Here is a 26,802-nt window from a genome sequence, read left to right as displayed (position 1 = left end):
ATTTAAATTATGATACATAAAACCAAAATCGGATTAGTGTTATCAGGTGGTGGTTATAAAGGAATAGCCCATGCAGGAGTATTACAGTTTTTAGACGAACAACATATCAAACCAGACTATCTAGCAGGTACTAGTGCAGGCTCTATTGTCTCATCCTTATACGCAAGAGGCATAGAACCTAAAGAGATATTAATGTTCTTTAAATCTGTCAATATCTTCAACTGGCAACACTTCACTCTAAAGAAAGCAGGGTTAATGGATGTAAACGCATTTGATAAATACCTAAACAAAGTATTTGGAGACTTAACCATTGGTGAATTAGACATTCCTGTATACATTAACGCTACTGATATCGTCAATGGAAAATTGCACGTATTTAACAAGAAGACAAAGGTAGTGGATGCAATCCTTGCCTCTAGTGCATTTCCTGGAGTGTTCTCTCCTTATCAGATTGGCAATAAAATATATAGCGATGGAGGAATTATCAATAACTTCCCTATCGAGCTTCTAAAAGACAAATGTCATTATATCATCGGAAGTAATGTAACTCCTATTCAGCAAGTAAGTGCTGATAGTCTAACGTCTATACGATCTGTAACCTTCAGAGCATATGAACTGATGACAACAATCAATAACGCTAAGTTAGGCAAACTATGCGACTGGCTTATAGAACCCAAAGAGCTTACACTCTACTCTACCTTCGAACGCAGTAAGAAGAAAATGGATGAGATTTATGACTTAGGATATCAAACAGCGAAAGAGACATTCGAAGAGAATCAACATATTTTTAAAAAAGCTATTCCATAGAAGCATATAATCTTTATATTTGCAAAACTTTAAAAATATCTTTCAATGAAGTACAAAAGAATTCTACTAAAATTAAGTGGAGAAGCCTTAATGGGAGATCAACAATATGGTATTGATCCTAAGAAATTAGCAGAGTATGCTGCTGAAGTAAAAAAAGTTCACGATTTAGGTGTTGAAATTGCGATTGTAATAGGTGGAGGAAATATTTTTAGAGGCGTTGCTGGAGCAAATGTAGGAATGGACCGAGTACAAGGTGACTACATGGGAATGCTTGCTACCATTATCAATGGTATGGCATTACAAGGAGCATTAGAAGCTGCTGGAATGTTAACTAGATTACAAACTGCCTTAAAAATAGAGGCTGTAGCAGAACCTTATATCAAGAGAAGAGCTGTTCGTCACTTAGAAAAAGGAAGAATCGTAATCTTCGGTGCTGGTACAGGTAACCCTTACTTCACTACTGATACAGCTGCTGTATTAAGAGGAGTAGAGATTAACGCTGATGTAATCTTAAAAGGAACAAGAGTGGATGGTGTATATACTGCAGATCCAGAAAAAGATCCTACAGCAGTTAAATTTGAAAAAATCTCTTTCAGCGATTGTTTGACAAAAGGACTAAATGTAATGGATACTACAGCATTTACTCTAAGTAGAGAGAATGAATTGCCTATCGTAGTATTCGATATGAATAAACAAGATAATTTATTAAAAGTTTGCCAAGGAGAAGATTCAGTAGGAACTACTGTATCCGTAAACGTTAATTAATCTATAGTTATGACAGAAGAAATCAATTTAATAATCGACGCTGCCAAAGAGTCTATGGACAATACTGTAGCTCACTTAGAAAAAACATTATTAAACATCCGTGCTGGGAAAGCATCTCCACAGATGTTAGGAGCAGTATTCGTAGACTACTACGGATCACAGACTCCACTATCTCAAGTAGCGAATGTAAATGCAGCTGATGCACGTACATTAACAGTTACTCCATGGGAGAAAAACATGTTACAACCTATCGAAAAAGCGATTATGATCGCTAATCTAGGGTTAAATCCGATGAATAACGGAGACAACATTATCATCAATATCCCTGCATTAACAGAGGAGAGACGTAAAGACTTAGCTAAACAAGCTAAATCTGAAGCAGATGATGCTAAAGTAGGTATCAGAAATGCGCGTAAAGACGCAAATAACGATATCAAAAAAGAAGAGAAAAACGGAACATCTGAAGATATCTGTAAAGATGCTGAAGAAAGAGTTCAGAAATTAACTGATGGTTACGTAAAAAAAATAGATGATATTCTAGCTGTAAAAGAAGCAGAAATCATGAAAGTTTAAAAAAATCCGCAAGTATGCGGATTTTTTTTTGTCATATACTTTCTAATTAGAGAGTTGTTATTGCGATATCCTTATTTTTATTGGAAACAAAAGTTACCACACTCATAATCAACACATTTTACTTATCTTTATAGATAACTAACACCAAAATACATTGATTATGAATACAACAATCTATTCACCAGAAGAGCTCAAAAAGATAGCACCTGTATTTGGTCAACTATCCTTTGATAATCACGAGCAAATCATGTTCTGCCATGATAAAGATTCTGGTTTAAAAGCAATCATCGGTATACACAACACTACATTAGGTCCTGCACTAGGTGGAACTAGAATGTGGAACTATGCATCAGAGTGGGAAGCACTAAATGATGTGCTGCGCCTCTCTAGAGGAATGACTTATAAATCTGCTATCTCTGGACTAGACTTAGGAGGAGGAAAAGCTGTAATCATGGGAGATTCTAAAAAGGATAAAAGCCCAGAACTCATCAAAGCTTTTGCTCAATATGTCAACTCTCTTAGTGGTAGATATATCACAGCTGAAGACGTGGGGACTACTACTGCTGATATGGATCTAATCCATACCATCACACCTCATGTGACTGGTATATCAGAAAGTCTAGGAGGTTCAGGCAACCCATCACCAGTGACTGCTTATGGCGTATTTATGGGATTAAAGGCCGCAGTACATTATCAGTTCGGGTCAGATAACCTAGAAGGCAAAAAAGTGCTCGTACAAGGAATAGGGAATGTCGGCGAGACATTAGTAAAACACTTAACTGCTAGTGGAGCTATAGTTACAATCACTGATATCAATGAAGAGAGAGTAGCTGAAGTTGCTAAAAAATACAATACTAAGATATTTACAGGTACAGACCTATACTCAGAAGAAGTAGATATTTATTCTCCTTGTGCCTTAGGAGCTACTATCAATGATGATACTATCGAAAAAATCAAAGCAAAAGTAATAGCAGGAGCAGCTAACAATCAATTGGCAGTAGAAGCTATACACGGCAAAAGACTACAAGAACGAGGTATCGTCTATGCTCCCGACTTTTTAATCAATGCAGGAGGAATTATTAATGTTTTTGGTGAGATCGTTCACTATGGGTTAGATGAAGCTTTAAAACGCACTGAAAACATCTATAACACCACATTAGAAGTTCTTAATTATGCTAAAGAGCACAATATTACTTCTCAACAAGCTGCCATGAAAAAAGCAGAAGACAGAATCAACAAAAAGAAAAACACGAAATAGTCGTTTAAAAAGGGGCTGTCTCATTGCAAAAAGAGACAGCCCTCTTTGTTCTGATATTTTAGATATTGTTTTAGGGGATTTTTTTTGAAATATTGCAACCTTAGAGGATTGAAAAAAACATTTCGGAAAAAAAAAGGGTAAAAAGAGTCTTTTTAGGCAGCTCTCTTTCTGATATTTTGTGCAATTGCCAATAATCCCCATTCTATTGCGACTTTTTCCTTACTACGAAGCATAAATCGGCGGAACCCATGGTTCTGTTTAATATTTCCGAAAACTGTTTCTACATCGTGACACCTTTGTTTACGCTTGTCAATACCTTCTTTTGTAGTGAGTAATTTACTTGCTTGTTTTCGGTGTCGTTGTAATTCAAAGTTTATCTCTATAGTCCGATTGCCTTTTGCTTTATGACACACACCATTTAAAGGACAACCTTGACAATTTTTAGCTTGATACTGCCTTAATGTTTGGATAAAGCCTGTAGTTGTAGTTTTTGTTGTATCTCCAATATAGTGCATTTTTTGTCCCATAGGACATACAAAATAATCACCTTTGTGTTGGTAAAACAATTTATCTGTTGTAAAAGGCTTTGTACTTTGCTTAGCATTCTTTCTTGGTTTTTTTTCTACTTGTTCCTGCTCTTGATCAAAAGTGTTATACTTCACAAAAGCTTTAATTTCTTCCCCCTCTAAATAGGTGTAATTTTCTTGACTACCATACCCTGCATCTGCTATAACAGACTTTGGATATACTCCATAATTCTCTTTGAATTTTTCTAAGTGAGGTATTAATGTAGTTGTATCAGTTGGGTTTGAATGTATACTATAGGCTAGGATATATTGATTGTTGGTTGATATTTGAACATTGTAGCCTGCTTTTAGAAAACCACTATTCATATGATCTTCCTTCATACGCATAAAAGTAGCATCCTTATCTGTTTTAGAATAAGAATTACGATCTTCTAATATAGCTTCATGCTCTTGGTACTCTTGAATTTTTGTAGGATACTCTTTAGTAATATACTTCAGTTTATTCTTTACTTTCTGATCAACATCTGGATTGTCTTTTAGCGCTGCATTTAATGTATCAATGGCTTGAGAGATAGCTTCTGTATCTATTTTCTTAAAATCTGGAGGAGGTGGAAGTTCACTTTCTTGTCTAGCAATAGAGTCTGCATACCCCCATATCTCTAGGATTTGTTGAACCATCTTTTCTTTATAATTTGAAATAGCTTTCTTCCAAACAAAGGTGAATTTATTAGCATTGGCTTCGATTTTAGTTCCATCAATATAAGCCTCTTCAATACTGATAAAACCTTCGGCTATAAATAATTCAACAATCTGAGTAAAGATCTGCTCTATATAACCCTTAAGTTTTGAAGAGCGAAAACGATTAATTGTATTGTGGTCTGGGTAAGACATACCACTCAGCCACATATAATGAACATTCTCTAAGCAAGCCTGCTCAAGCTTGCGACTACTGTATACATTGTTTAGGTAACCATAGATTAAAACTTTTAGCAACATCTTAGGATGATAACTGATACCACCACATTTAGAGTAGCTATCATATAAGCTTTCTAAGTCTAACTTATCTATTACTGTATTAATAATACGTACAGGATGTAATTTAGGAATAAAATCATCTAAGGAATGAGGAATCAAGCTCATTTGATTCTGAGCGTAGTATTTAAATCTAGGGGATTGTTTTGCCATAAACACATTGATTTAAGATTTAAAAATACTGATAATCAACGAAATAAACAAATTTTAAAAGTATAGATATACCAAATATTGAATAAAAAAGAGGCTGTCTTTATGAGACAGCCCCTTTTCTTTTGTATCTCCCTTCTAACACTCGTTCATTACATAGTTCTCTGCTCTTCATTACGATTAGAGCACTTCTATTCCTTATCTATAATCGACGAATTCTTTATTCTCTCATAATTATTACCTCATTATGACAATTTCTTTATTCCATAATACACAATATTTTACTATTTTTGCAAGTATTTGAAATTGTCTAAATAAGACACTGATTATTAAAATTATAAATCACGATGAAACATACGAAAATTAACGATCTACTGGCAGGCAAAGGTCTACTCCATGAAGTTAAAGCAAAAGGATGGGTAAAAACGTTTAGAAATAACCAATTTATCGCCTTGAATGATGGATCTACGATTAACAATATTCAATGTGTTGTTGATTTAGATAAGTTCCCAGCAGAGTTGTTAAAAAAGATTCACACAGGAGCTGCAATCTCAGTTAGAGGAACATTAGTAGAGAGCCAAGGGGCTGGTCAAACTGTAGAAATACAAGTTGAAAATCTTAAAGTATACGGAGAAGCAAATCCAGAAGAGTATCCGATACAACCTAAGAAACACTCTCTAGAGTTCTTACGTGAGAATGCTCACTTGAGAATCCGTACAAATGTATTTGGAGCGATTATGAGAGTGCGTAGTGTTTTATCTTATGCTGTACATAAATATTTCCAAGAAAATGGATTCTTCTATTTCAATGCACCTATCATTACAGGATCTGATGCAGAAGGAGCAGGAGAAATGTTCAGAGTAACGAACTTAGACTTAAATAATCTACCTCGTACAGAAGAAGGAAAGATAGACTTCTCACAAGATTTCTTTGGAAAGACTACTAACTTAACTGTATCTGGACAATTAGAAGCTGAAACTTATGCTATGGCATTAGGTTCAGTATATACATTCGGACCTACTTTCCGTGCTGAGAACTCAAATACATCTCGTCACTTAGCAGAGTTCTGGATGATCGAACCAGAAGTTGCGTTTAATAACTTAGACGACAATATGGACTTAGCAGAAGACTTTATCAAATATGTAATCAACTACGTATTAGATAAATGTGCTGATGACTTAGCTTTCTTAGATAAGCGTTTACAAGATGAAGAAAAAACAAAACCTCAAGCTGAACGCAGTGAAATGAGTCTATTAGAAAAACTTCGCTTCGTAGTAGATAACAACTTTAAGCGTGTTAGCTATACTGAGGCTGTAGATATCTTAAGAAACTGTAAGCCTAATAAGAACAAGAAGTTTAAATATATTATCGATGGATGGGGTGCAGACTTACAAAGTGAGCATGAGCGTTACTTAGTAGAAAAACACTTTAAGTGTCCAGTAATCTTATTTGACTACCCAGCTGAAATCAAAGCATTCTACATGAGAATGAATGAAGATGGTAAAACAGTAAGAGCAATGGATATCTTATTCCCTGGTATCGGAGAGATCGTAGGTGGTTCTCAAAGAGAAGAGCGCTACGATGTTCTTTTAGAGAAAATTGAAAAAATGGGCATTGACAAAGAAGAACTTTGGTGGTACCTAGATACAAGAAAATTCGGAACAGCTCCTCACAGTGGGTTTGGACTTGGTTTTGAACGTCTTGTATTATTTGCGACAGGAATGACGAATATTAGAGACGTAATTCCTTTCCCTAGAACACCGCAGAACGCAGAGTTCTAACATCATAATACCTTTATAAAAGTGTTTACTTTATCACATATTTTCATTAAATTTGAAAAAGATTATGTTTTAAAGTAAACATTTTTTTTATTTGTAATTAATATTCAAAAGAATGCTTAAACAAAGTTTACAACTCAAATTATCTCAAAAATTATCTCCTCAACAAATCCAGTTGATGAAGTTAATACAATTACCCACTTTAGCTTTTGAACAAAGGCTGAAGGAAGAGCTAATTGAGAATCCTGCGCTAGAGACTGGTAAAGAAAATGAGTCTACAGACGTGGATGAATTTGACAATGACTTTGAAGACTATGACAATGAGCGCATAGAAGCAGAAGACATCAATATAGATGAATATCTAAGTGATGATGAAACTCCTGACTATAAATTACAAGCGAATAACTACAGTAAAGATGATGATGAGTACGAAATGCCTATCATCGCACATGAATCATTTCATCAAGATCTGTTAAATCAATTAAACACCTTCATGTTAAATGATAGCGACAGAAAGATTGCAGAGTTCTTAGTGGGAAGTATCGATGATATGGGATACTTAAGACGTGAAACTCAAGATCTAGTAGATGACTTAGCATTCACTCAGGGTATCTATACTGACGAAGAGACTGTAGAAAGAATATTACTAATCGTACAAGAACTAGACCCTGCTGGTGTAGGCGCTAGAGACTTACAAGAGTGTCTTCTGTTACAGTTAAAACACAAAACACAGTCAGATGCTGTAGATCTAGCTACGGAAATTATAGCAGATCAATTCGATGCTTTTACAAAAAAACATTACGATAAACTATTACAGAGATATGGTGTTTCTAAAGAAAAACTTAGAAACGCTATTGATGAAATAGAAAAACTAAATCCAAAACCAGGAGGAGCTTATATAGGTAATGAACGCACTATAGAACATGTAGTGCCTGACTTTACAATTAAGATTAATGAAGGTGAACTTGAACTTTTATTAAATGGAAGAAATGCACCTGAACTTCACGTCTCTAAAGATTATCAAGAGATGCTACAGTCGTATAAGGAATCTGCAAAATCTTCTAGTGCACAGAAAGATGCTGTACAATTCATCAAACAAAAGCTAGATGGTGCTAAATGGTTTATCGACGCAATAAAACAGCGTCAAGAAACATTATTTGTAACCATGCACGCTATCGTTGAATACCAAGAAGAATACTTTCTGACAGGAGATGAGACCAAACTAAAGCCAATGATCTTAAAAGACATTGCTGATTTAGTAGGACTAGATATCTCTACCGTGTCAAGGGTAGCTAACAGTAAATATGTAGATACACCTTATGGTACTAAATTAATCAAGAACTTCTTCTCTGAAGCAATGGTTAATGATCAAGGTGAGGAAGTCTCTACATTAGAAATTAAAAAGATACTACAAAATATCATCGGTGAAGAGGACAAGAAAAAACCTTATCCTGATGACAAGCTAGCAGAGTTACTTAAAGACAAAGGATACCCTATCGCTAGACGTACAGTAGCTAAATATAGAGAACAATTAGACATTCCTGTAGCGAGAATGCGTAAACGTATTTAATACTGATTATTAAATGAAAAAAACAGCGAAATTATTCTCTTATATTTTTCATCCAATAACAGTCCCTTTCTTAACGACTTTATTGTATTTTTCATTGGCTTATTTTTACTTTTCTTCAGTAGAAATGTCCATTATATTAGGGCAAGTTCTAATTACGACCTGCCTATTGCCTATATGCATATACTTTTTATTGAGATCTCTTAAGCTTGTCAATACTTCTGTTATGGTCAGCTCAAGAAAAGAGCGTATCATCCCTTTTATCATCAACATTGTTTTACTGTTTATGCTAAAGGATTATATTCTATATAACAATAGTGCTTATACAATACGCTTATATATTTGGGGGTTAATGAATAGTTATCTCCTACTTCTATTATTTGGGTTACTAAAACAGAAGTCAAGTGTCCATATCACTACATTAGTTACTAGTTTTATGTTTTACATTTATGTACTAGTGGAACTACAACAACCTAATATTATTGGGGTAATTCTTTTCGTCTTTTTAATCGGGATAGTTGCTTGTTCTAGATTACTACTTAGAGCACATACATCTAAAGAAATTATTCAAGGTTTTTGTATTGGGATTATACCTTCACTAGTCTATATTTTTATCAACTATAAAATATAGAACATTACTCCTACATTTAGAAGTCTTAGTTTATTAGAATCCCACTTCAATACCTCATCTTTATATACATTATTCAATCCATAATACATATAAACATTCCATGTATTAAATCCTGCTGATAGATAAACTCCATACAACCATTTATTCACATTAGGATCCCCCTTAAATGTAGCAGAGTAATCACCTGTAGTCGTTTTCGTACGATCTCCGAAAACATAACTAGCCTTAAATCCTAAATAAACACGCCAAAACTTATGACTATATGGTGTTGAGTTTCTCCAACGAAGTTCAATAGGAAAATCAATAGCATGTAATGATAAACTACTTTTCTTATAAGAACCTAAAATAATATGTTCATTCTCTGCTGTAATTCCCAGATTACCTCTTAAGTTTAGATACGAGTATCCTACTCCAGGTGCTATAGCCACTGTTCTAGATTTATTAATAGGAAAATCTCTTAAAAAACCTCCATTCATTCCTATAGATACAGAACTTGGAGAAAAGCCAGCAGGTTTATCTTGCATTAAAGTATGTGTGATACCGAAGTAAAACTGATCTTCTCTATATTTAAAATCAACTGTTTTTAAAGAATCCTGAACAGCTTCATTTATATTTTCGTTTGACTCAATGTATTCTTGTCCATGAGCGATAAAACTGCTCAACAATACAGTACCTATAACTAGTAATTTTCTCATAGCTTCTTAGAATTAAAACGCGTAAGTTAATCCTACTCCTAAAGTTTGTTTAAACTGCAGCTTAGGACCTTCCATAACCTGCACACCATCCCTCATCACTTTATTCTTTACATTATCATCATAAATCATATACGTTCCTACATTAGCACGTACATAATCATTAACCTTAAGGTCTAATTTCATCTCAAACATGACATTTACATTACCAAAGTTGTTTAGATAATCACTATACAAAGTTAGTTTATGTTGATAAAACATATTTTTAAATATCTCTCTCTTCCATTCACTACTCAATAAAAAACCTATCTCAGCTTTATACTTAGATCCACGTCTAATAATATTACCTAAGTCATCTTTCTCTGCTTTAGTCACACCGAATGCTCCTTGATCTGCTAATGTCTGATCTAAAACGAATGTTGCTTTATGCGTTAATGGTGAAATATAAAACTTCATCTCTGTCTTAGGATCTATATACTCAGCTCCAACCCCAACGAATAAGTATGCAGGAGCAAACCAAGCTGATACAGGATTATCAGTATCAGGATAATTATATCCGTTGGTAAACTGCGTTTTAAAGTTTAGCTTCGCTACATAATACCAATCAGAAATTGCAGAAGACTTATACCCAAAAGCAGAGTTTAATTCTAATACATCATCTGTCTTACGAGATTCTCTTCCAGACTGCTTATTAAGCCCATATCTCACATTTAAAGTATTCTCCCACAATAAACGCCCCTTAATATACTTACGGCCAAATTCTCCTTTTAAAAGCCCTGAAATAGAGTTATCTCCCCCAGCACTCCAATTGACAAAAGCAATCTGATTAAAGTCTAACCCTAAGCGGTTTTCTTTTTCCCAATAGCCAATTATTTCATTGTTAATAGGTAAAAGGCTTAAATTTATATTAGGATTATAATTGGTCTTTATCTTATTCATTTTAGGTTTCTTTCTCTCTACATACACTGCAGGTTTTAAGAAAGGCTCTCCTCTATCATTCTTATCGTATATAATCGTCCCTCCACTATAATCTTTATATGGAATCACTCCCATCAATGGATTATATGGGTTCTCTTCTATACGCAAAGTATCTTTCTTTACATTTTGAACATTCTTATTTTCTGGTTGTTTACTTTCTGTCGTTTCTTGTCCATACGTCTGTAAACAACTCCCTAATACAACTAAACCAAGTAAACCTTTCTTAATCTTTCCCAAAACTTAATTCTTTATTATTGCAACTATACTTTCTATATCTATTCCACATAACTGTTGTTGTTCTAACACAGTTGCATGTTCTATAAATGTATCTTTTATTCCTAATATTTCTACCGCAATATGAGGATAATACTTGGTAACAAACTGGCTTACTATACTACCAAAACCTCCTATTACAGTTCCATCTTCTAATGTCACTATCCTTTCATGCTCCTGACAGATACGATGTAATACCTCCTCATTCAATGGTTTTACAAACATAAAATGATAATGTGACCACTCAGTACTATCACAAAACTCTATTGCTCTAACTACATTATTACCAATAGTTCCTGTAGAGATAAATGCAAATTTATTTCCTTTTTTGATTTGAGAAACACTTCCTACATTAATTTTCTCAAATGGCAATTTCCAAGAATATTCAATAACACCTTTTCCTCTAGGATAACGTATTGCTATCGGATGGTTTAGACCTAATTGAGCTGTGTACAATAAATTACGCAGTTCTAACTCATTTAAAGGTGCTGCAATAATCATATTAGGAATGCAATTTAAATAAGCAATATCATACACCCCCTGATGTGTAGCACCATCCTCACCCACTAATCCTGCCCTATCTAAACAAAATATAACAGGAAGATTTTGTAAAGCTACATCATGGATAACCTGATCATATGCACGTTGTAAAAAAGTAGAATATATAGCACAGAACGGTATTAGACCTTCTGTAGCCATACCTGCAGCTAATGTTACTGCATGCTGTTCTGCTATCCCAACATCTATTGCTCTATCTGGATAAGCGTCCATCATAAACTTTAATGAACTACCTGTAGGCATCGCAGGAGTAATACCTACTATCTTCTCATTAGCCTCTGCAAGCTCGACCAAAGTCAATCCAAAAACATCTTGAAACTTAGAAGGAAACTCACTTTCTTTTTTAGGTATTAACTCTCCTGTGTCTTTATTAAACTTACCAGGAGCGTGGTATTTCACCTGATCTTCTTCTGCTTGTTTTAGCCCTTTTCCTTTTGTTGTAATAACATGTAGAAACTTAGGCCCTTTTATATTCTTTAATCTTTCGAGTTCTTTTATCAATCTAGGTAAATCATGGCCATCTATTGGTCCGTGATAATCAAAGTTTAGAGACTTAATCATATTATTTGCCCGTGGATTACTTCCATCCTTTACTGCTGTCAAATAATCTTTTAATGCGCCTACACTAGGATCTATACCTATAGCATTATCATTAAGCACCACCAGCATATTAGTATCTGTCACACCAGCATGATTCAATCCTTCAAACGCCATTCCTGACGCAATAGACGCATCACCAACAACGGCAATATGACATCTATCTTCTTCCCCTTTTAACTTAGCTGCGATAGCCATACCTAAAATAGCAGAAATAGCAGTAGAAGAATGTCCTACTCCAAAAGCATCATAAACACTCTCCTCTCTTAAAGGGAATCCACTAATACCACCTTTTTGTCTATTGGTATGGAATGCTTGTTGTCTACCTGTTAGTAGTTTATGCCCATAGGCCTGATGCCCAACATCCCAAACTAAATTATCGACAGGAGTATCAAATACATAATGTAGTGCAATCGTTAATTCTACCACTCCTAAGCTCGCTCCTAGATGCCCTTCTTTACTAGCAACTATATCAATAATAAATTCTCTCAACTCCACAGCTAATCCTTTCAATTCTTCAATTGTAAGTTTCTTTAAGTCAGCCGGAGTATTAATATGTTCAAGTAAGTTTTTAGACATTCTAAATAAAATAAAAACAAAATTACAATTTTGTTTTTACTTTTGAGTTTGCATTTATGTTAACACAAAAGAATGGATACATTTTTCAATGATGAATATTTTATGCGCATTGCTTTAAGCGAAGCAAAAGAAGCGTATGATAAGGGAGAAATTCCAGTAGGAGCAATCGTAGTTGCCAATAACCAAATTATAGCTAAAAGTCATAATTTGACAGAGCTATTACACGATGTAACTGCTCATGCAGAGATACAAGCTATCTCTTCTGCTGCTAATTACTTAAACGCTAAATATTTGAAAAACTGCACTTTATTCGTAACTTTAGAACCTTGCCAGATGTGTGCAGGAGCCCTTTATTGGAGTCAAATAACCAAAATTGTTTATGGTGCATCTGATGATAAAAGAGGATATAAAGCCATAGGAGGACAACTTCACCCTAGAACAGAAGTAGTCTCAGGTGTTCTTGAACAGGAATGCACTGCTTTAATGAAATCGTTTTTTGAAAATAAAAGAAAATAAAAAACTGCTTATAACTATGAAATTCAGAAATCTACTTATCCTCATCTGTTGTGCATTTATAGCGCTCCAGTCTTGTAAAAAGAATGGGGATTTAAATGTCAACTTATCCAACCCTAAGCTTTTTAGTGAATATATACTTGCTTTTACAGCAGGTGTTATCTCTACTAAAGATCCTATCGATATCAGTATCCCAAAAAACTGGAAAAACTGGGCTCCTAATGAGGAGTTGGACAGCGACCTATTTACAATCACTCCAGCTGTAAAAGGAAAAGTAGTCTACTTACCTACAGACGTGATCCGTTTTATCCCATCTGAGCGATTAAAACAAGATCAGAGGTATAATATTACTTTTCATTTAGACAAAGTTACAGAGACAGAAGATGCCCTAAAGAACTTCTCTTTTATGGTGATGACTGTACCTCAGACATTCCATACACAGTTATTAGACCTTCAGAGCGTATCAGATACAGAATATGTACTTAATGGCGTACTGACTACAAGTGATTGGTTAACTACTGCTGATGCTAAAAAAGTATTAACAGCAGTACAAGAAAAAAAGAACTTAGATCTAAAATTTGATAGTGATGATAAAACAGAAGCTAAAGAATTTAAATTCACAATCAATAAGATTAGGAGAAATCCTTCAGAATCATCTATTGATATTGTTATCAATGGTAAACCTGTAAATAACGCGGCTAAAAGCACTGAAGTACACACAGTACCTCAACAGAATTACTTTGATCACTTTAAGGTTGAGCCTGTTGTAGATGACGCACAAGCTTTTTGGATTAACTTTTCGAACCCTCTTAAGAAGAATCAAGACTTTAATGGTTTAATAGACTTAGAGAATAACGATGCAAAACTAACTTTCTCAACAGATGGAAACGTCTTAAAAGTATTTGCAGACAAACCGTTACAAGACAAAATTAATATTAGAATCAGTTCAGGTATTGAAGATAACAAAGGAAATAAAACGCTAACTACAGAAGTAGTAGAGCTAAACTTCGGTATTCCTAAACCTGATGTACAACTAATCAACAGTGGTACAATATTACCTAGCTCAGAAAATTTAAAAATAAACTTTAGAGCTACTACACTAAAAGCTGTAGATGTAAAAGTTTACAAAATATACGAAAATAATATTCTTCAATTCTTACAAGAGAATAATATAGATGGGAAATACAGCCTTAACAGAGTGGCTGATCCTATCGCAAAAACTACGATTAAACTGACAAATGCGAATCCTAAAGCATTAATGCAGTACAATACTTATGCCTTAGACTTATCTACTCTTATTAGTCCTGATCCAGGAGCGATATACAGAGTGGAGTTCTCTTTTGATCGTTCATATTCATTATATGGGTGTGCTGAGAGTGAAGACAGCGAGACTACAGATGAGGATATAGATGAAGATATAGATGAAGAACTAAATCAAGATGATGAGTATTATGATGATTACTACTATTACTATGACTGGAGTGAGAAAGATGACCCATGTTCTAAATCTTACTACTACTATCACGAGAAAGCAGCTACTAATGTATTAGCTACTGACTTAGGTGTAATCATTAAAGGTGGTAATAATAATATCTATACAACAATTGTTACGAATCTGATTACAACAGATCCTGTTGCGGCAGCGACAGTAGAATTCTATACGTATAGACAACAATTAATTACTTCTGCTAAGACTGATACTAACGGTATTCTTATTGTTAACCTAGAGAAAAAGAAACCTGCCTTTGCTATTATAAAAGATGATAGAAATACAACTTATGTAAAAATAGATGAGGCAAACTCTCTATCTATGAGTAACTATGATGTAGATGGTACTACGTTACAAAAAGGTATCAATGGATATATCTATACTGAAAGAGGAGTATGGAGACCAGGAGACAACATTTACCTAGATTTCATTCTTGATGATCTAGCTAATCCTCTACCTGCTAACCACCCGATCAAACTAACTTTCTCTGATCCTTACGGGAAAGTAGTAGATCAGATAGTACAGAAAAAGAATGCTAATAATCACTATGCTTATGTCTTAAAAACAAACCCTGAATCTCTTACAGGGAATTGGCAGGCAGTTGTAAGTGTAGGAGGTGCTAAATTTTACAAGCAAATTAAAATAGAAACGATAAAACCGAATCGTTTAAAGATTAAAAACACAATCGAAGGCAAAACTGTTTACAGCAATAGTAACAGTGCTAGAGTCGACTATAACGTACAGTGGTTACAAGGAAGTGTTGCTAAAAACTTAAAAGCTGAAGTAACCCTAAAGTTACTTCCTCAAACAACAACTTTCTCTAACTATAAAACATATTCGTTTAGTAACAGCTTGAGTTCTTATGGTTCTCAAGAGATAAATGCTTTCTCAGGATCAACAGACTTTGAAGGTGACTTTTCATTTTCTGTTAATCTAAACAATATACCAGAAAACACAGGAATGCTAAAAGCAATCTTTACTTCTAAGGTATACGAGAACGGAGGTGATGTATCTACTGATGTATCTACAGCTACGATCTCTCCATACAATACCTATGTAGGGATAAAGGCACCTGATGCTAATAAATACGGATATTATCAAACAGACGAACCACTTAAATTCTCTTTTGTTACTGTGAATGCACAAGGGGCTCCGAAGCCTCATGATATCAACGTAACTGTTTATAGAAAAAAAGGATACTGGTGGTGGAGCTCTAATAACAATGGAGCATCTAGTTATAGTAGTTCAGACTACTACTCTGTGTATAAAGATGCGGTAGATTACACGACATCTTCTAACGGTACAGCTACTATGTCTCTGACTATTCCAGAACAAGACTGGGGTACTTATGAGATTGTTGCACGTGATAAATACGGTAAACATATTGCCTCTTCTGTGGTATATGTAGACTACCCTTATTGGTCTGGTAAAACCAAACATTCACAAGGAAAAGAAGCTACGGTATTAGCCCTAGCTACAGATAAAAAAGATTATAATACAGGAGAGAAGATAAAGCTATCTTTCCCTTCTAGTGAAGGTGGTAGAGCATTAATCTCTATAGAGAATGGATCTACTGTATTAGAGACACATTGGGTGAAAACTCAAAAAGGAGAAACGACATTCGAAATCGCTACTACAGAAGCGATGTCGCCTAATGTATACATCAATGTATCTGCTATACAGCCACATGCTTCTACGTTAAATAACTCTCCTATACGTATGTATGGAGTAGCTCCTATCAATGTATACAATAAGAAAACTAAACTAGAGCCTGTTCTGACTATGCCTGACAAACTAAAGCCTGAACAAGAATTCACTGTTCAAGTAAAAGAAAAGGCAGGTCAAAAAATGACTTATACTATAGCCATAGTAGAGGACGGTCTACTAGATCTAACACGTTTTAAGACTCCTAATCCATGGGATAACTTCTATAGCAAAACTGCCTTAGGTGTGCGTACTTGGGATATCTATGACAACGTTATTGGAGCTTATGGTGGTGCTATTAATCAAGTATTCAGCATAGGGGGAGATGAAGACCTTGGAGCTGGTCAAGTGAAGAAAGCAAATAGGTTTAAACCTGTTGTTATCCACTTAGGTCCATTCGTTCTTGATGGAGGAAAAACTGGAACTCATAAAGTAAAACTACCTAAGTATATAGGATCAGTTCGTACGATGGTGGTTGCTTCTAATGTAGCTACTAAAGCATACGGAAGTGTAGAGAAAACGGTCAAAGTAAACAACCCTCTGATGATATTAGGTTCTCTTCCTAGAAGAGCTGTACCAGGAGAGAAAGTGACGCTACCGATCACAGTATTCGCTATGGAAAGTCATGTAAAAAATGTAACTGTAAAAGTAAAAACAGATGACAAGTTTAAGATTCAGAATAATGCTACACAGGAAATAACATTCAGTGAACCTGACGAAAAAGTAGTATACTGTGACCTAGAAGTACAGCAAAAAACAGGTATCTCTAAGATAGAAATAGAAGCTATCTCTGGTAAAGAGAGAGCTACTTATGTAGTAGAGTTAGATGTACTAAATCCTAATCCTATCACTGTAAAAACAGAAGATATTGTATTAGAACCGAACAGTACAAATAAAATCGAATGGGAGAAGTTTGGGGTGACAGGTAGTAATAAAGCTACTCTAGAGCTATCTACTTTCCCTGGTATTAATCTAACATCTAGATTAAACTTCTTGATTAAATATCCTCACGGATGTAGTGAGCAGGTGACTTCTGGAGTATTCCCTCAGATCTTCTTAGAAGATTTAGTTTATGTAAGTAAGAGTAAAAAAGAAAGTCTACAACGCAATATCAACGAAGGGTTAAAGACATTAGCTCAACGTCAGATGGCAGATGGTAGCTTTAGATACTGGAGCAGTGATTCTTATTCTGATGACTGGACCACTTCATACATTTTACACTTCTTAATCGAAGCTGAGAAAAGAGGATATGCACTACCTATTGGAAGTAAAGCTAATGCAATCGCTTATCAACAAAAAGCAGTAAGATCATGGTCATACAGCAGTCGTTATAATAATGATATTGCGCAGGCTTATAGATTATACACATTAGCACTAGCAGGTAATGCTGACTTAGCCTCTATGAACAGACTAAGAGAAACTACAGGTATTTCTGCTGATACGAAGTTACGTCTAGCAGCAGCCTATGCTTTAGCGGGGCAAAAAGAAGCTGCTAATAAACTAATAGCAAGCTCACCTATTATAGAGAATAATCAATCTCAGTATTACTATTATGGTTCTTATGAGAGAAGATTAGCGATGGCATTAGAAACACTTATTCTGACTAAATCGAATAATAAGTTAATGCATGAGTATGCAAACACATTAGCAAAAAGATTAGGTTCTAATACATGGATGAGTACACAGAGTACAGCATTCGGACTAAACGTAATCTCAGCTTATGTAAAGAATAATAAATCAAAAGAAGGTATCAATGTAGACTTCACAAATAATGGAACAACTACAAATGCTACGACAAAAAACAATATGTATGAGTATGACTTTAAAACGATATCTTCTACTAATGAAGTTAGTTTAGTCAATAAGAACACCTCTACTGTTTATGCTCGTGTGGCTTATAGTGGTATCCTTCCTGTAGGAAAAGAATTGACAGACGAAAGTAATATCAGTATTCGCACCTCGTTTAGAGATGCAAGTCAGCAAGTAATTAACCCTACTCAGTTGAGCCAAGGAACAGAGTTCTCTGCTTATATTACGATTACGAATACTACTGTTAACAGCATTGATAATGTAGCATTGACACAGATTATCCCATCTGGATGGGAGATTGTAAACCTGAGATACACAGATGCTGGTGAAGTGAGTAATCCTGTACAACACACAGATATCAGAGATGACCGTTCTAACTTCTACTTCAGTCTTAATCCAAGAGAGACAAAGACATTAAGAGTAGTATTAAATGCATCTTACCTAGGTAAGTATTATATGCCAGGAGTCTATGCAGAAGCGATGTATGACAATTCATACAGATGCCGTACAGCAGGACAATGGATAGAAGTAGTAAAATAATAAATTGACAATCATTAAATAAATACAGGGAAACAAAATTCCCTGTATTTTTATTTTATATGAAATTGAAACCTAACTTGAATTGGAAAACATGGTCTTTAAAGAGAAAAGTGATGACGATCATCGCTTTTATTCTCTTAGTACTCTATTACTTTTCGCTACCTAGCGAATTGTTTACTAAGCCCTATTCCACCGTAATAGAAAGTAATGATAATAAACTTCTCGGTGCACAGATAGCCACTGATGGACAATGGCGTTTTCCAGAAGTAGACTCTGTACCTTATAAGTTTAAGGAGTGTATTATTGCCTTCGAAGACGAATACTTTTACTATCACTGGGGAGTTAACCCCGTGTCAATGATAAAAGCCTTTAGAGCTAATCTTCAGTCTGACAAGGTAGTCAGAGGAGGAAGTACACTTACACAGCAGACTATTCGTCTATCTAGAGATGGTAAGAAACGAAGCTATTCAGAGAAACTTATTGAAGCGATACAAGCTACTCGCCTAGAGTTTAAGTATAGTAAGGATAGAATATTAAGCCTATACGCATCGCATGCCCCTTTTGGAGGTAATGTGGTAGGTATAGAAGTAGCTGCTTGGCGTTATTTTGGGACAACACCAGAACAGTTATCTTGGGCAGAAAGCGCTACATTAGCAGTGTTACCAAACGCTCCAAGCTTAATATACCCAGGAAAAAACCAAGAAACATTACTTAAAAAAAGAAATGCCTTACTGAAAAAGTTACTAGACAAAGGCACTTTTGATGAGAGCACCTATCTACTAGCATTAGAAGAGCCTCTACCTCAGAAGCCTCATGAGCTACCTCAGATAGCACCTCACCTATTACAGTATGTAGCTAAGACAAATAGTCAAGAGAGAAATCATACTACGATAGACTATAATATTCAACAACGTGTCAATGATATCGTGAAGGGGTATTATTTTAATTATAGTCAAACAGAAATCTATAATATGGCTGTTATCGTCATAGATGTAGAAACACGTGATATCATCAGCTATGTAGGAAATACCCCTACTACAGTACAACATAAAAAAGATGTAGACATCATCCATGCACAGCGCAGTACAGCGAGTATCATTAAACCCTTCTTGTACGCGAGTATGCTAGATGATGCAGAACTCCTACCCAAAACATTAGCTGCTGATATACCTGTAGTGATATCGGGCTATAAACCTGAGAACTTTAATAGCTCTTATGAAGGAGCAGTACCAGCAGACGAAGCCTTATTTAGATCACTAAATATTCCTTTTGTATTAATGCTTCAGAAATATGGTATCTATAGATTCTATAATCAATTGCAAAACTTGGGCTTTAAATCTATTTCTAAACACCCTAATCACTATGGTCTATCCCTGATATTAGGAGGAGCGGAGAGCAATCTATGGGAGATAACGAAAGCATATACAGGACTAGCTTCTACCCTTAACTATTACAATAGAACAAAAGGTCAATATAGAAGCAACGAAATACAAGACTTAAACTGGAATAAAAACATTCAGCTTGACTTTGGACAGGATAGCAAAGAGAAAGCACATCTTGGCGCAGGAGCTATTTACAACACTTTTAAAGCACTTACACAAGTTAATCGACCAGAAGGAGATGAAGCATGGAGATACTATGACTCATCGCTTAAAATAGCTTGGAAGACAGGTACAAGCTTTGGAGGTAGAGATGCATGGGCAGTCGGTGTTAATAAAAAGTATGTAGTAGGCATCTGGGTAGGGAATGCCTCAGGAGAAGGTCGTCCATCTATCAGTGGAGTGCGTATGGCTGGTCCTATACTATTTGACGTATTTAATTTATTACCACGTACGAGCTGGTTTGAACAACCGTTAAACGACATGGAAGAGATAGAAGTATGTACCCAATCAGGATACCTAGCTGGCCCATACTGTGACAAGAGAACAGAACTAGTACCTTATCGTGCTAAAAAGACGGAGCTATGCCCTTATCACAAACTTGTTCACCTAGATCAGTCAATGAGCTATCAGGTCAACAGTATGTGTGAACCCATTGACAATATCATGAATCAACCTTGGTTCATCTTACCTCCGACTATGGCTCACTTCTATAAGCGACATCACAGTGATTATAAAGACCTTCCTCCTTATAGACCAGACTGTATAGATTATAGCACACAGAATACGACAGAGTTTATCTATCCTAAGCACAATGATCTAATCTATCTAACTAAAGACTTCTATTCTAATGTGCAGCCCTTTATAGCTAAAGCAGCAACCAGCAACCCTGCTAAAACACTATACTGGTACCTAGATGAAGAATACTTAGGCGAGACCTCATTATTTCATGAGCAAGCTATACAGGCAGATCCAGGCATACACTATTTAACCATAGTAGATGCTGATGGAAATACTAAAACGATTCAAATCACATTAGAACTCAGTAGCCCTAAATAAAATAGAGGAGCTAAACATAGCTCCTCTACTCATCACTCGCACTCAAAACAGCTTCTCTTCTTCTTTTTCTATTTTATATCTGTATGCTTATTCAGGATGATAAAAATTTCTAAATCATACGAGTAAACGACAAACACTTATAGTAAAACCTTTTATATGACTAAATTACTTTTTTAAGAGTTTAAAAAATTATACAAAGCAAATCATAAGATAGAAAACACCACAAATAAACTACTAATAATAAACACAATAGCTAGAAAGCAAACATTCTTCTACACTCACTGACATAAATTATTATTTAAAAAACTATACCTTATAAGTATAACACTGGTATTAAAAAAGACAAAAAGTGACTTCACCCAGTTTTACATCACTTTTTTAAGAAAAGAATATTTGATTATTAAAAGGCTAGTGTCCCATAAAAAGGTTAGAAACAAAAAAACCACTAATCTCCGACTAGTGGTTTTTTTGTTATTCTGAAAGTTCATTTCCTTTATCATCTAAGAAATGGTATTCTAGATACGTGTAAGCGTCACGTGGAATTACTTTAACCCATTTTTTAAACTCTAAGTACCACTTAGCTCTAATAGATGGAATTCCTTTAGTTAAATAAGCAGCAACGAATGGATGCGTATTTAAGATAATTTTTTTCGACTTATCTTTCGAAATAATATTTTCTAGGTCAGCCTTTATTTTGTCAATAACAAGAATAGGAGCTTCGATTTCACCGTGTTCATTCGGATCTTCCTCTCTTGTTTCAATATTAACTTCAGGTCTAACACGTTGTCTAGTGATTTGAATTAATCCAAATTTACTAGGAGGCAAGATCTTGTGTTTTGCTTTATCATCACTCATTTCTTCTTTTAAGAAGTCGTATAGTGTCTTTCTATTCTCTGGATTTCCCATATCAATAAAATCTACTACGATAATTCCACCCATATCTCTTAATCTAAGCTGTCTAGCTATCTCAGCTGCAGCGATAAGGTTAACTTCAAGGGCAGTGTCTTCTTGAGACTGAGCTTTGTTTGAGCGATTTCCACTGTTTACATCTATGACGTGTAACGCCTCTGTATGTTCTATGATTAAATAAGCTCCCTTACTCATAGAAACAGTTCTACCAAAAGAAGTCTTGATCTGACGTTCGATATTATACTTTTCGAAAATCGGAACTTCTAATGATTGATAGTGCTTCACAATAGAAACTTTCGAAGGAGCTATCTCTTGCAAATAGTCTTTCGTTTGGTAATACATATCTTCATCATCAGTCATGATACCCGTGAAAGTATCATTAAACACATCCCTAAGAATAGATGATGCTTTATTAACCTCTCCTAATACTTTAGAAGGATGATGAGCTACGCTTAATTTTTTGCACATATTGTTCCAGCGAGTCATTAGGTTCTGCAGATCTTTTTCGATCTCAGCTACCTTCATTCCCTCTGCCACTGTACGTACTATTACTCCAAATCCCTTTGGTTTGATTGTTTGAAGAAGTTTCTTTAGACGTTCTTTTTCTTCTTTAGATTCTATCTTTTGAGAAATAGAGATTCTATTAGAGAAAGGAACTAAGACTACATAACGTCCTGCTATAGAAAGTTCAGAACTAATACGAGGTCCTTTAGTAGAAATAGGTTCTTTAACAATCTGAACTAATAAAGACTGATTAGCACTTAATACATCACTAACCACTCCATCTTTATCAATTTCTTCCTCAAAAGGAAAGTTCTTTAAGGAGTAATCTTTTAATTTACCTCCGCTTACAAGTTTAGTGAACTTCAGCAAAGTTCGAAGGTTAGGACCTAGATCATGGTAATGCAAGAAAGCATCCTTCTCAAAGCCTACGTGAACGAATGCAGCATTAAGTCCTGCTACAGGTTTTCTAATCTTAGCGATAAAGATATCGCCAACTTGAAAACCATCATCTTCACTCTCTTCTCTCTCCCTGTGTAGTTCAATTAGTTTTCCATCTTTTAATAAGGCAAAATCTACTGTATCAGAATTCGACCTAACAATTAGCTCTTTATTCACACTGTACATTTTTATCCATACTCATCCATTACGATGTCTAAAAGACCAAATGAGTTTGTATAGATGGATTAAACATTAATACAGATATTTCTATCTGGAAAACTTACCTTTTGCAAGGCAAGTTTTTTCAGTATCTTTTTTCTACTAAAAGAAAAAAGTAGTTTTAAACTACTTTTTCTTTTTGTGACGGTTAGCTCTCGCTCTTTTTTTACGTTTGTGCGTCGCTACCTTATGTCTTTTTCTTTTTTTACCACTTGGCATAATGTGTGTAATTTAGAGATTAATAAATTATTTTACTTTTACTTCTGTGTTTGACTTTACGCCTTCTACAAACACCTTAGCTGGTTTGAATGCTGGGATATTGTGTGCAGGGATTCTGATAGTTGTGTTTTTAGAGATATTTCTTCCTGTTTTCTCAGCTCTAGTTTTAATAATAAAACTACCGAAACCTCTTAAATAAACATTTTCACCAGCTTCTAAAGATCCTTTTACTTCTTCCATAAAAGATTCTACTGTTGCCTGTACTTCACCTTTTTCAAGCCCTAATTTTTCTGAAATTTTAGCTACAATGTCTGCTTTCGTCATTTTAGATATAAATTATTTTGTTGTTGTCTGATATTTTTAGAGTGTGCAAATATATTAATTTATATCCCAATAATTCAACCTTAATTGATTAAAATTTAAATATATAAAGTTTTAAGTTTGCGTTCAATACTTTTTACAATGATTTTTTCTAATAAACTCATTACTTGGTACTTAGAAAACAAACGTTTTTTACCTTGGAGAGAAACTAAAAACCCTTACGCCATTTGGTTATCAGAAATAATACTGCAACAAACGCGAGTAGCGCAAGGTTTACCCTATTTTGAAGCCTTTTTAACCACTTATCCTACTGTAAAAGATCTAGCAGATGCACCCGAAGATGATGTAATGCGCTTATGGCAAGGACTTGGCTACTACAGTAGAGCTAGAAACCTTCATGCAACAGCAAAAAAGGTAGCCTATGAACTAAATGGAGTATTTCCTCCTAATTATAAAGAACTACTTACATTAAAAGGTGTAGGAGAATATACTGCTGCTGCCATAGCCTCTATCGCTTATGATGAAGTAGTACCTGTAGTAGACGGCAATGTATTCAGAGTATTATCACGTGTATACGGTATCACTTCTGATATCTCTACCAATACTACTAAGAAAGAATTTCAAGCACTAGCTGCTACTCTAATTCCTCAGCATGACCCTGCGACCTTTAATCAAGCGATCATGGACTTCGGTGCGATACAATGTACCCCGAAGAGTCCTGACTGTCCATCATGCCCTTATATTAAAGAGTGTGTAGCCTATCAGACTAATCAGGTGGCTGTACTCCCTATCAAACTAAGCAAGGTAAAGGTAAAAAAACGCTATTTAGACTTCATCATCTTCATTGATAAAGATGGTAATACTCATATAGAACAACGCACAGCTAAAGATATCTGGCAACAGCTATACCAATTTCCAGTATTCGACAGTTTCACTCATCATGTAGAAGACATAGACTCTGCACTGAGAGAGCGATACGACACCTTATATATAAAGGAGATAAAAGAACTGACGATTGACGCTATCATACACCAGCTATCACATCAGAAGTTACACATCAAGTTCTGGTGCGTACAAATAGAAGCAACGCCTTCTTTACAAACGAGTTGGGAGGATTTAAATAAATTTGGTTTTCCGATTGTAATTCATAACTTTATTACATCCTTAGATTTAAAAACACTAATATCCTAACACTATGAACGGCACCCTTAACAAAGTTACATTAATAGGTCACTTAGGTGATAACGTCAAGATGCATTACTTCGAAAATGGTAATTGTATAGGTCGTTTTCCGATTGCGACTAACGAAGTTTATGTCAATAAAACATCCGGAGAAAAATATACTTCTACAGAATGGCATAATCTAGTCGTCAAAAACAAAGCTGCTGAAGTGTGTGAGAAATATCTATCTAAGGGAGATCGCATCTATGTAGAAGGGAGAATACGCACCCGTCAATGGCAAGGAGAAGATGGCATGAATAGACAGACAGTAGAGATTATGGTAACAGAGTTTATGTTCTTAGATACCAAAAAAGAAAATGACTACAGACAAAAAACATCGTTTGAAGAAGAAAAAAAAGAGGCTGTAGACAATTTTAATATCCCTAAAGAGACTAATAATGACAATTTGCCGTTTTAAGTAGGTTACTACTTTGTAAACCTTAATCGAAATAAGAAAGATGAAATTCCAATATATAAGCACTTTACTATTATCTGTAGCCTTCTTCGCTGCCTGCAAAGAGGATACTACTCCTAAGCCAAATGCTTTCTTAGCTCTAGACTATCCTAATCAGGAATACAAGACTTATCAAAACGAAAACGGTTTTGAGTTTAGTCAAAATCAATGGTCTACTATTAAAGAGACTAAAAAGAATTCACTAGAAATACATTATCCACAGATGAAGGCTACCATCTTCATCAACTATAAGCCTGTAGAAAACAACTTAAATCTACTGCTAAAAGACGCACAGAAGCTTACTTATGAGCACTTCGTGAAGGCTGATGAGATTATAGAACAACCTTATATCAACTCTGATGACAGAGTATATGGGATGCTATATGATGTACAGGGAAATGCTGCTACGAATGTACAGTTCTACGCTACAGATAGTATAAAAAACTTTATCGTAGCCTCTCTATACTTCTATGCTAAACCAAACTATGACTCTATCTTACCTGCCACAGAATATGTAAAGAAAGATATGAGAACACTACTAGAGACACTTAAATGGACTAGTAAACAGGAGGTAAACACACCTGCTATTAAATAGAATACATCTCGATTTTTATATTCCGATGGAGCTAGTCTGTATAGATTAGTTCCATTTTGTTTTTATAGGAGTCTTCTGCGTCATGTTAACTATATTTCTACATCATCAGTACATCATAACTCCGATAAAACATCCAAAATAACGGACTCACTACGGACTCACTACGGACTCATAACGGACTCACAACGGACTCACTCGCATTAAAACCAATAAAAAAAGCGAGTATGTATCAACACACTCGCTTTAGATCAAATATTTAAACAGATGAGGAATGCCCCTACTCTTATATTATTCTTATTATTTAGTAGCACTAACGCTCTCTACCTTATAAATCCCATTAGCGATCTTCTCTACAGTACCTACTAATGACTCTACACTCTGCTTAGACTCATCATAGTCTATCTCTGCAGTCTTAGTATCAAAGTCTACTTTAGCTAACTTCACTCCGTCTAACCCTGCTAACTTACCTTCTATTAGCTTGGCGCATCCTATCTCACACGTCATTCCATCGATCTTAAATGTAGTGTGCTCCACATTACCAGCTACTTCTGTAGATGCAGTAGATACTGACGCATCAGCCGTCTTCTCTTCATTCTTACACGATACTAATAATATAGCTCCTAACATCATGAAGCCTATTGACTTTACTATTTTCATCTTTGTG

20 protein-coding genes are annotated in these 26,802 nt (G+C 35.1%); 13 read left to right on the top strand and 7 right to left on the bottom strand.

The window, feature by feature from the left end; genetic code table 11:
• Window positions 1-9: 9 nt before the first annotated feature.
• The 4 genes from E0Z07_RS07765 (at window position 10) to E0Z07_RS07750 (ending at window position 3,403) form a co-directional block, all read left to right on the top strand.
• Complete coding sequence (locus E0Z07_RS07765; RefSeq protein ID WP_131540543.1) at window positions 10-807, top strand: patatin-like phospholipase family protein; 798 nt, start codon at window positions 10-12, stop codon at window positions 805-807.
• A 45-nt stretch (window positions 808-852) separates the two neighbouring features.
• A complete protein-coding gene (pyrH, locus tag E0Z07_RS07760) occupies window positions 853-1,572 on the top strand; it encodes a UMP kinase (RefSeq protein ID WP_006262791.1) in 720 nt (239 codons plus the stop codon).
• Between the two features lie 9 nt (window positions 1,573-1,581).
• Window positions 1,582-2,145, top strand: coding sequence for a ribosome recycling factor (gene frr / locus E0Z07_RS07755; protein WP_006262790.1), 564 nt, complete (start codon window positions 1,582-1,584; stop codon window positions 2,143-2,145).
• Window positions 2,146-2,305: 160 nt separating this feature from the next.
• A complete protein-coding gene (locus E0Z07_RS07750) occupies window positions 2,306-3,403 on the top strand; it encodes a Glu/Leu/Phe/Val dehydrogenase dimerization domain-containing protein (protein WP_131540542.1) in 1,098 nt (365 codons plus the stop codon).
• Window positions 3,404-3,555: 152 nt separating this feature from the next.
• On the opposite strand, the gene E0Z07_RS07745 is transcribed toward E0Z07_RS07750, so the two are convergent.
• Window positions 3,556-5,115, bottom strand: a complete 1,560-nt coding sequence (locus E0Z07_RS07745) for an IS1182 family transposase (protein WP_006262148.1) — start codon at window positions 5,113-5,115, stop codon at window positions 3,556-3,558.
• A gap of 344 nt (window positions 5,116-5,459) precedes the next feature.
• Here E0Z07_RS07745 and asnS point away from each other — a divergent pair, with 344 nt between their 5' ends.
• From asnS to E0Z07_RS07730, 3 genes are all read left to right on the top strand, one after another.
• Complete coding sequence (asnS, locus tag E0Z07_RS07740) at window positions 5,460-6,893, top strand: asparagine--tRNA ligase (protein WP_006257388.1); 1,434 nt, start codon at window positions 5,460-5,462, stop codon at window positions 6,891-6,893.
• A gap of 112 nt (window positions 6,894-7,005) precedes the next feature.
• The gene (rpoN, locus tag E0Z07_RS07735) at window positions 7,006-8,460 is read left to right on the top strand and encodes an RNA polymerase factor sigma-54 (RefSeq protein ID WP_006257389.1); all 1,455 of its coding nucleotides are present in this window, start codon (window positions 7,006-7,008) and stop codon (window positions 8,458-8,460) included.
• A gap of 223 nt (window positions 8,461-8,683) precedes the next feature.
• Window positions 8,684-9,088 carry a phosphatase PAP2 family protein gene (locus tag E0Z07_RS07730; protein WP_225581563.1) on the top strand — a complete coding sequence of 135 codons (405 nt, stop codon included), beginning with the start codon at window positions 8,684-8,686 and terminating at the stop codon, window positions 9,086-9,088.
• Here E0Z07_RS07730 and E0Z07_RS07725 read toward each other — a convergent pair.
• Genes E0Z07_RS07725 through E0Z07_RS07715 form a run of 3 tightly spaced genes read right to left on the bottom strand, consistent with a single transcriptional unit; the run spans window position 9,076 to window position 12,765 of the window.
• Window positions 9,076-9,783 carry a porin family protein gene (locus E0Z07_RS07725; protein ID WP_131540540.1) on the bottom strand — a complete coding sequence of 236 codons (708 nt, stop codon included), beginning with the start codon at window positions 9,781-9,783 and terminating at the stop codon, window positions 9,076-9,078. The two genes, E0Z07_RS07730 and E0Z07_RS07725, sit on opposite strands and share 13 nt — an antisense overlap.
• 12 nt (window positions 9,784-9,795) lie before the next feature.
• On the bottom strand, window positions 9,796-10,995 hold the full coding sequence (locus E0Z07_RS07720) for a DUF3078 domain-containing protein (RefSeq protein WP_131540539.1): 1,200 nt from the start codon (window positions 10,993-10,995) through the stop codon (window positions 9,796-9,798).
• 3 nt (window positions 10,996-10,998) lie between these two features.
• Window positions 10,999-12,765 (bottom strand): 1-deoxy-D-xylulose-5-phosphate synthase, encoded by a 1,767-nt coding sequence (locus E0Z07_RS07715; RefSeq protein ID WP_058699261.1) that lies wholly within the window; start codon window positions 12,763-12,765, stop codon window positions 10,999-11,001.
• Window positions 12,766-12,837: 72 nt separating this feature from the next.
• On the opposite strand from E0Z07_RS07715, the gene E0Z07_RS07710 reads away from it, so the two are divergent.
• Genes E0Z07_RS07710 through pbpC form a run of 3 tightly spaced genes read left to right on the top strand, consistent with a single transcriptional unit; the run spans window position 12,838 to window position 21,258 of the window.
• Window positions 12,838-13,281 carry a nucleoside deaminase gene (locus tag E0Z07_RS07710; RefSeq protein ID WP_006257394.1) on the top strand — a complete coding sequence of 148 codons (444 nt, stop codon included), beginning with the start codon at window positions 12,838-12,840 and terminating at the stop codon, window positions 13,279-13,281.
• 16 nt (window positions 13,282-13,297) lie between these two features.
• Window positions 13,298-18,820, top strand: a complete 5,523-nt coding sequence (locus E0Z07_RS07705; protein WP_131540538.1) for an alpha-2-macroglobulin family protein — start codon at window positions 13,298-13,300, stop codon at window positions 18,818-18,820.
• A 59-nt stretch (window positions 18,821-18,879) separates the two neighbouring features.
• Window positions 18,880-21,258: a penicillin-binding protein 1C gene (gene pbpC, locus E0Z07_RS07700; protein ID WP_006262781.1), complete on the top strand. Its 2,379-nt coding sequence runs from the start codon at window positions 18,880-18,882 to the stop codon at window positions 21,256-21,258.
• A 471-nt stretch (window positions 21,259-21,729) separates the two neighbouring features.
• Here pbpC and E0Z07_RS07695 read toward each other — a convergent pair whose 3' ends face one another.
• Together E0Z07_RS07695 and E0Z07_RS07690 are read right to left on the bottom strand one after the other, a co-directional pair.
• Entirely contained in the window at window positions 21,730-23,286 is a 1,557-nt protein-coding gene (locus E0Z07_RS07695) for an Rne/Rng family ribonuclease (RefSeq protein ID WP_006257397.1), read from the bottom strand.
• A gap of 288 nt (window positions 23,287-23,574) precedes the next feature.
• Window positions 23,575-23,871 carry an HU family DNA-binding protein gene (locus tag E0Z07_RS07690; RefSeq protein ID WP_006257401.1) on the bottom strand — a complete coding sequence of 99 codons (297 nt, stop codon included), beginning with the start codon at window positions 23,869-23,871 and terminating at the stop codon, window positions 23,575-23,577.
• A gap of 117 nt (window positions 23,872-23,988) precedes the next feature.
• On the opposite strand from E0Z07_RS07690, the gene mutY reads away from it, so the two are divergent.
• Genes mutY through gldD form a run of 3 tightly spaced genes read left to right on the top strand, consistent with a single transcriptional unit; the run spans window position 23,989 to window position 26,138 of the window.
• Complete coding sequence (gene mutY, locus E0Z07_RS07685; RefSeq protein ID WP_131540537.1) at window positions 23,989-25,059, top strand: A/G-specific adenine glycosylase; 1,071 nt, start codon at window positions 23,989-23,991, stop codon at window positions 25,057-25,059.
• A 4-nt stretch (window positions 25,060-25,063) separates the two neighbouring features.
• Entirely contained in the window at window positions 25,064-25,507 is a 444-nt protein-coding gene (locus E0Z07_RS07680) for a single-stranded DNA-binding protein (RefSeq protein ID WP_006260551.1), read from the top strand.
• Window positions 25,508-25,547: 40 nt separating this feature from the next.
• Window positions 25,548-26,138 (top strand): gliding motility lipoprotein GldD, encoded by a 591-nt coding sequence (gene gldD / locus E0Z07_RS07675; RefSeq protein WP_006257404.1) that lies wholly within the window; start codon window positions 25,548-25,550, stop codon window positions 26,136-26,138.
• Between the two features lie 297 nt (window positions 26,139-26,435).
• On the opposite strand, the gene E0Z07_RS07670 is transcribed toward gldD, so the two are convergent.
• Window positions 26,436-26,795: a heavy-metal-associated domain-containing protein gene (locus E0Z07_RS07670; protein WP_006257405.1), complete on the bottom strand. Its 360-nt coding sequence runs from the start codon at window positions 26,793-26,795 to the stop codon at window positions 26,436-26,438.
• Window positions 26,796-26,802 lie beyond the last annotated feature (7 nt).

The sequence above is a fragment of the Myroides odoratimimus genome (assembly GCF_004337635.1).
Lineage (GTDB): Bacteria > Bacteroidota > Bacteroidia > Flavobacteriales > Flavobacteriaceae > Flavobacterium > Flavobacterium odoratimimum.
Note: the sequence above shows the minus strand (reverse complement) of the source record. Positions and strands in the feature narration are given on the sequence as shown.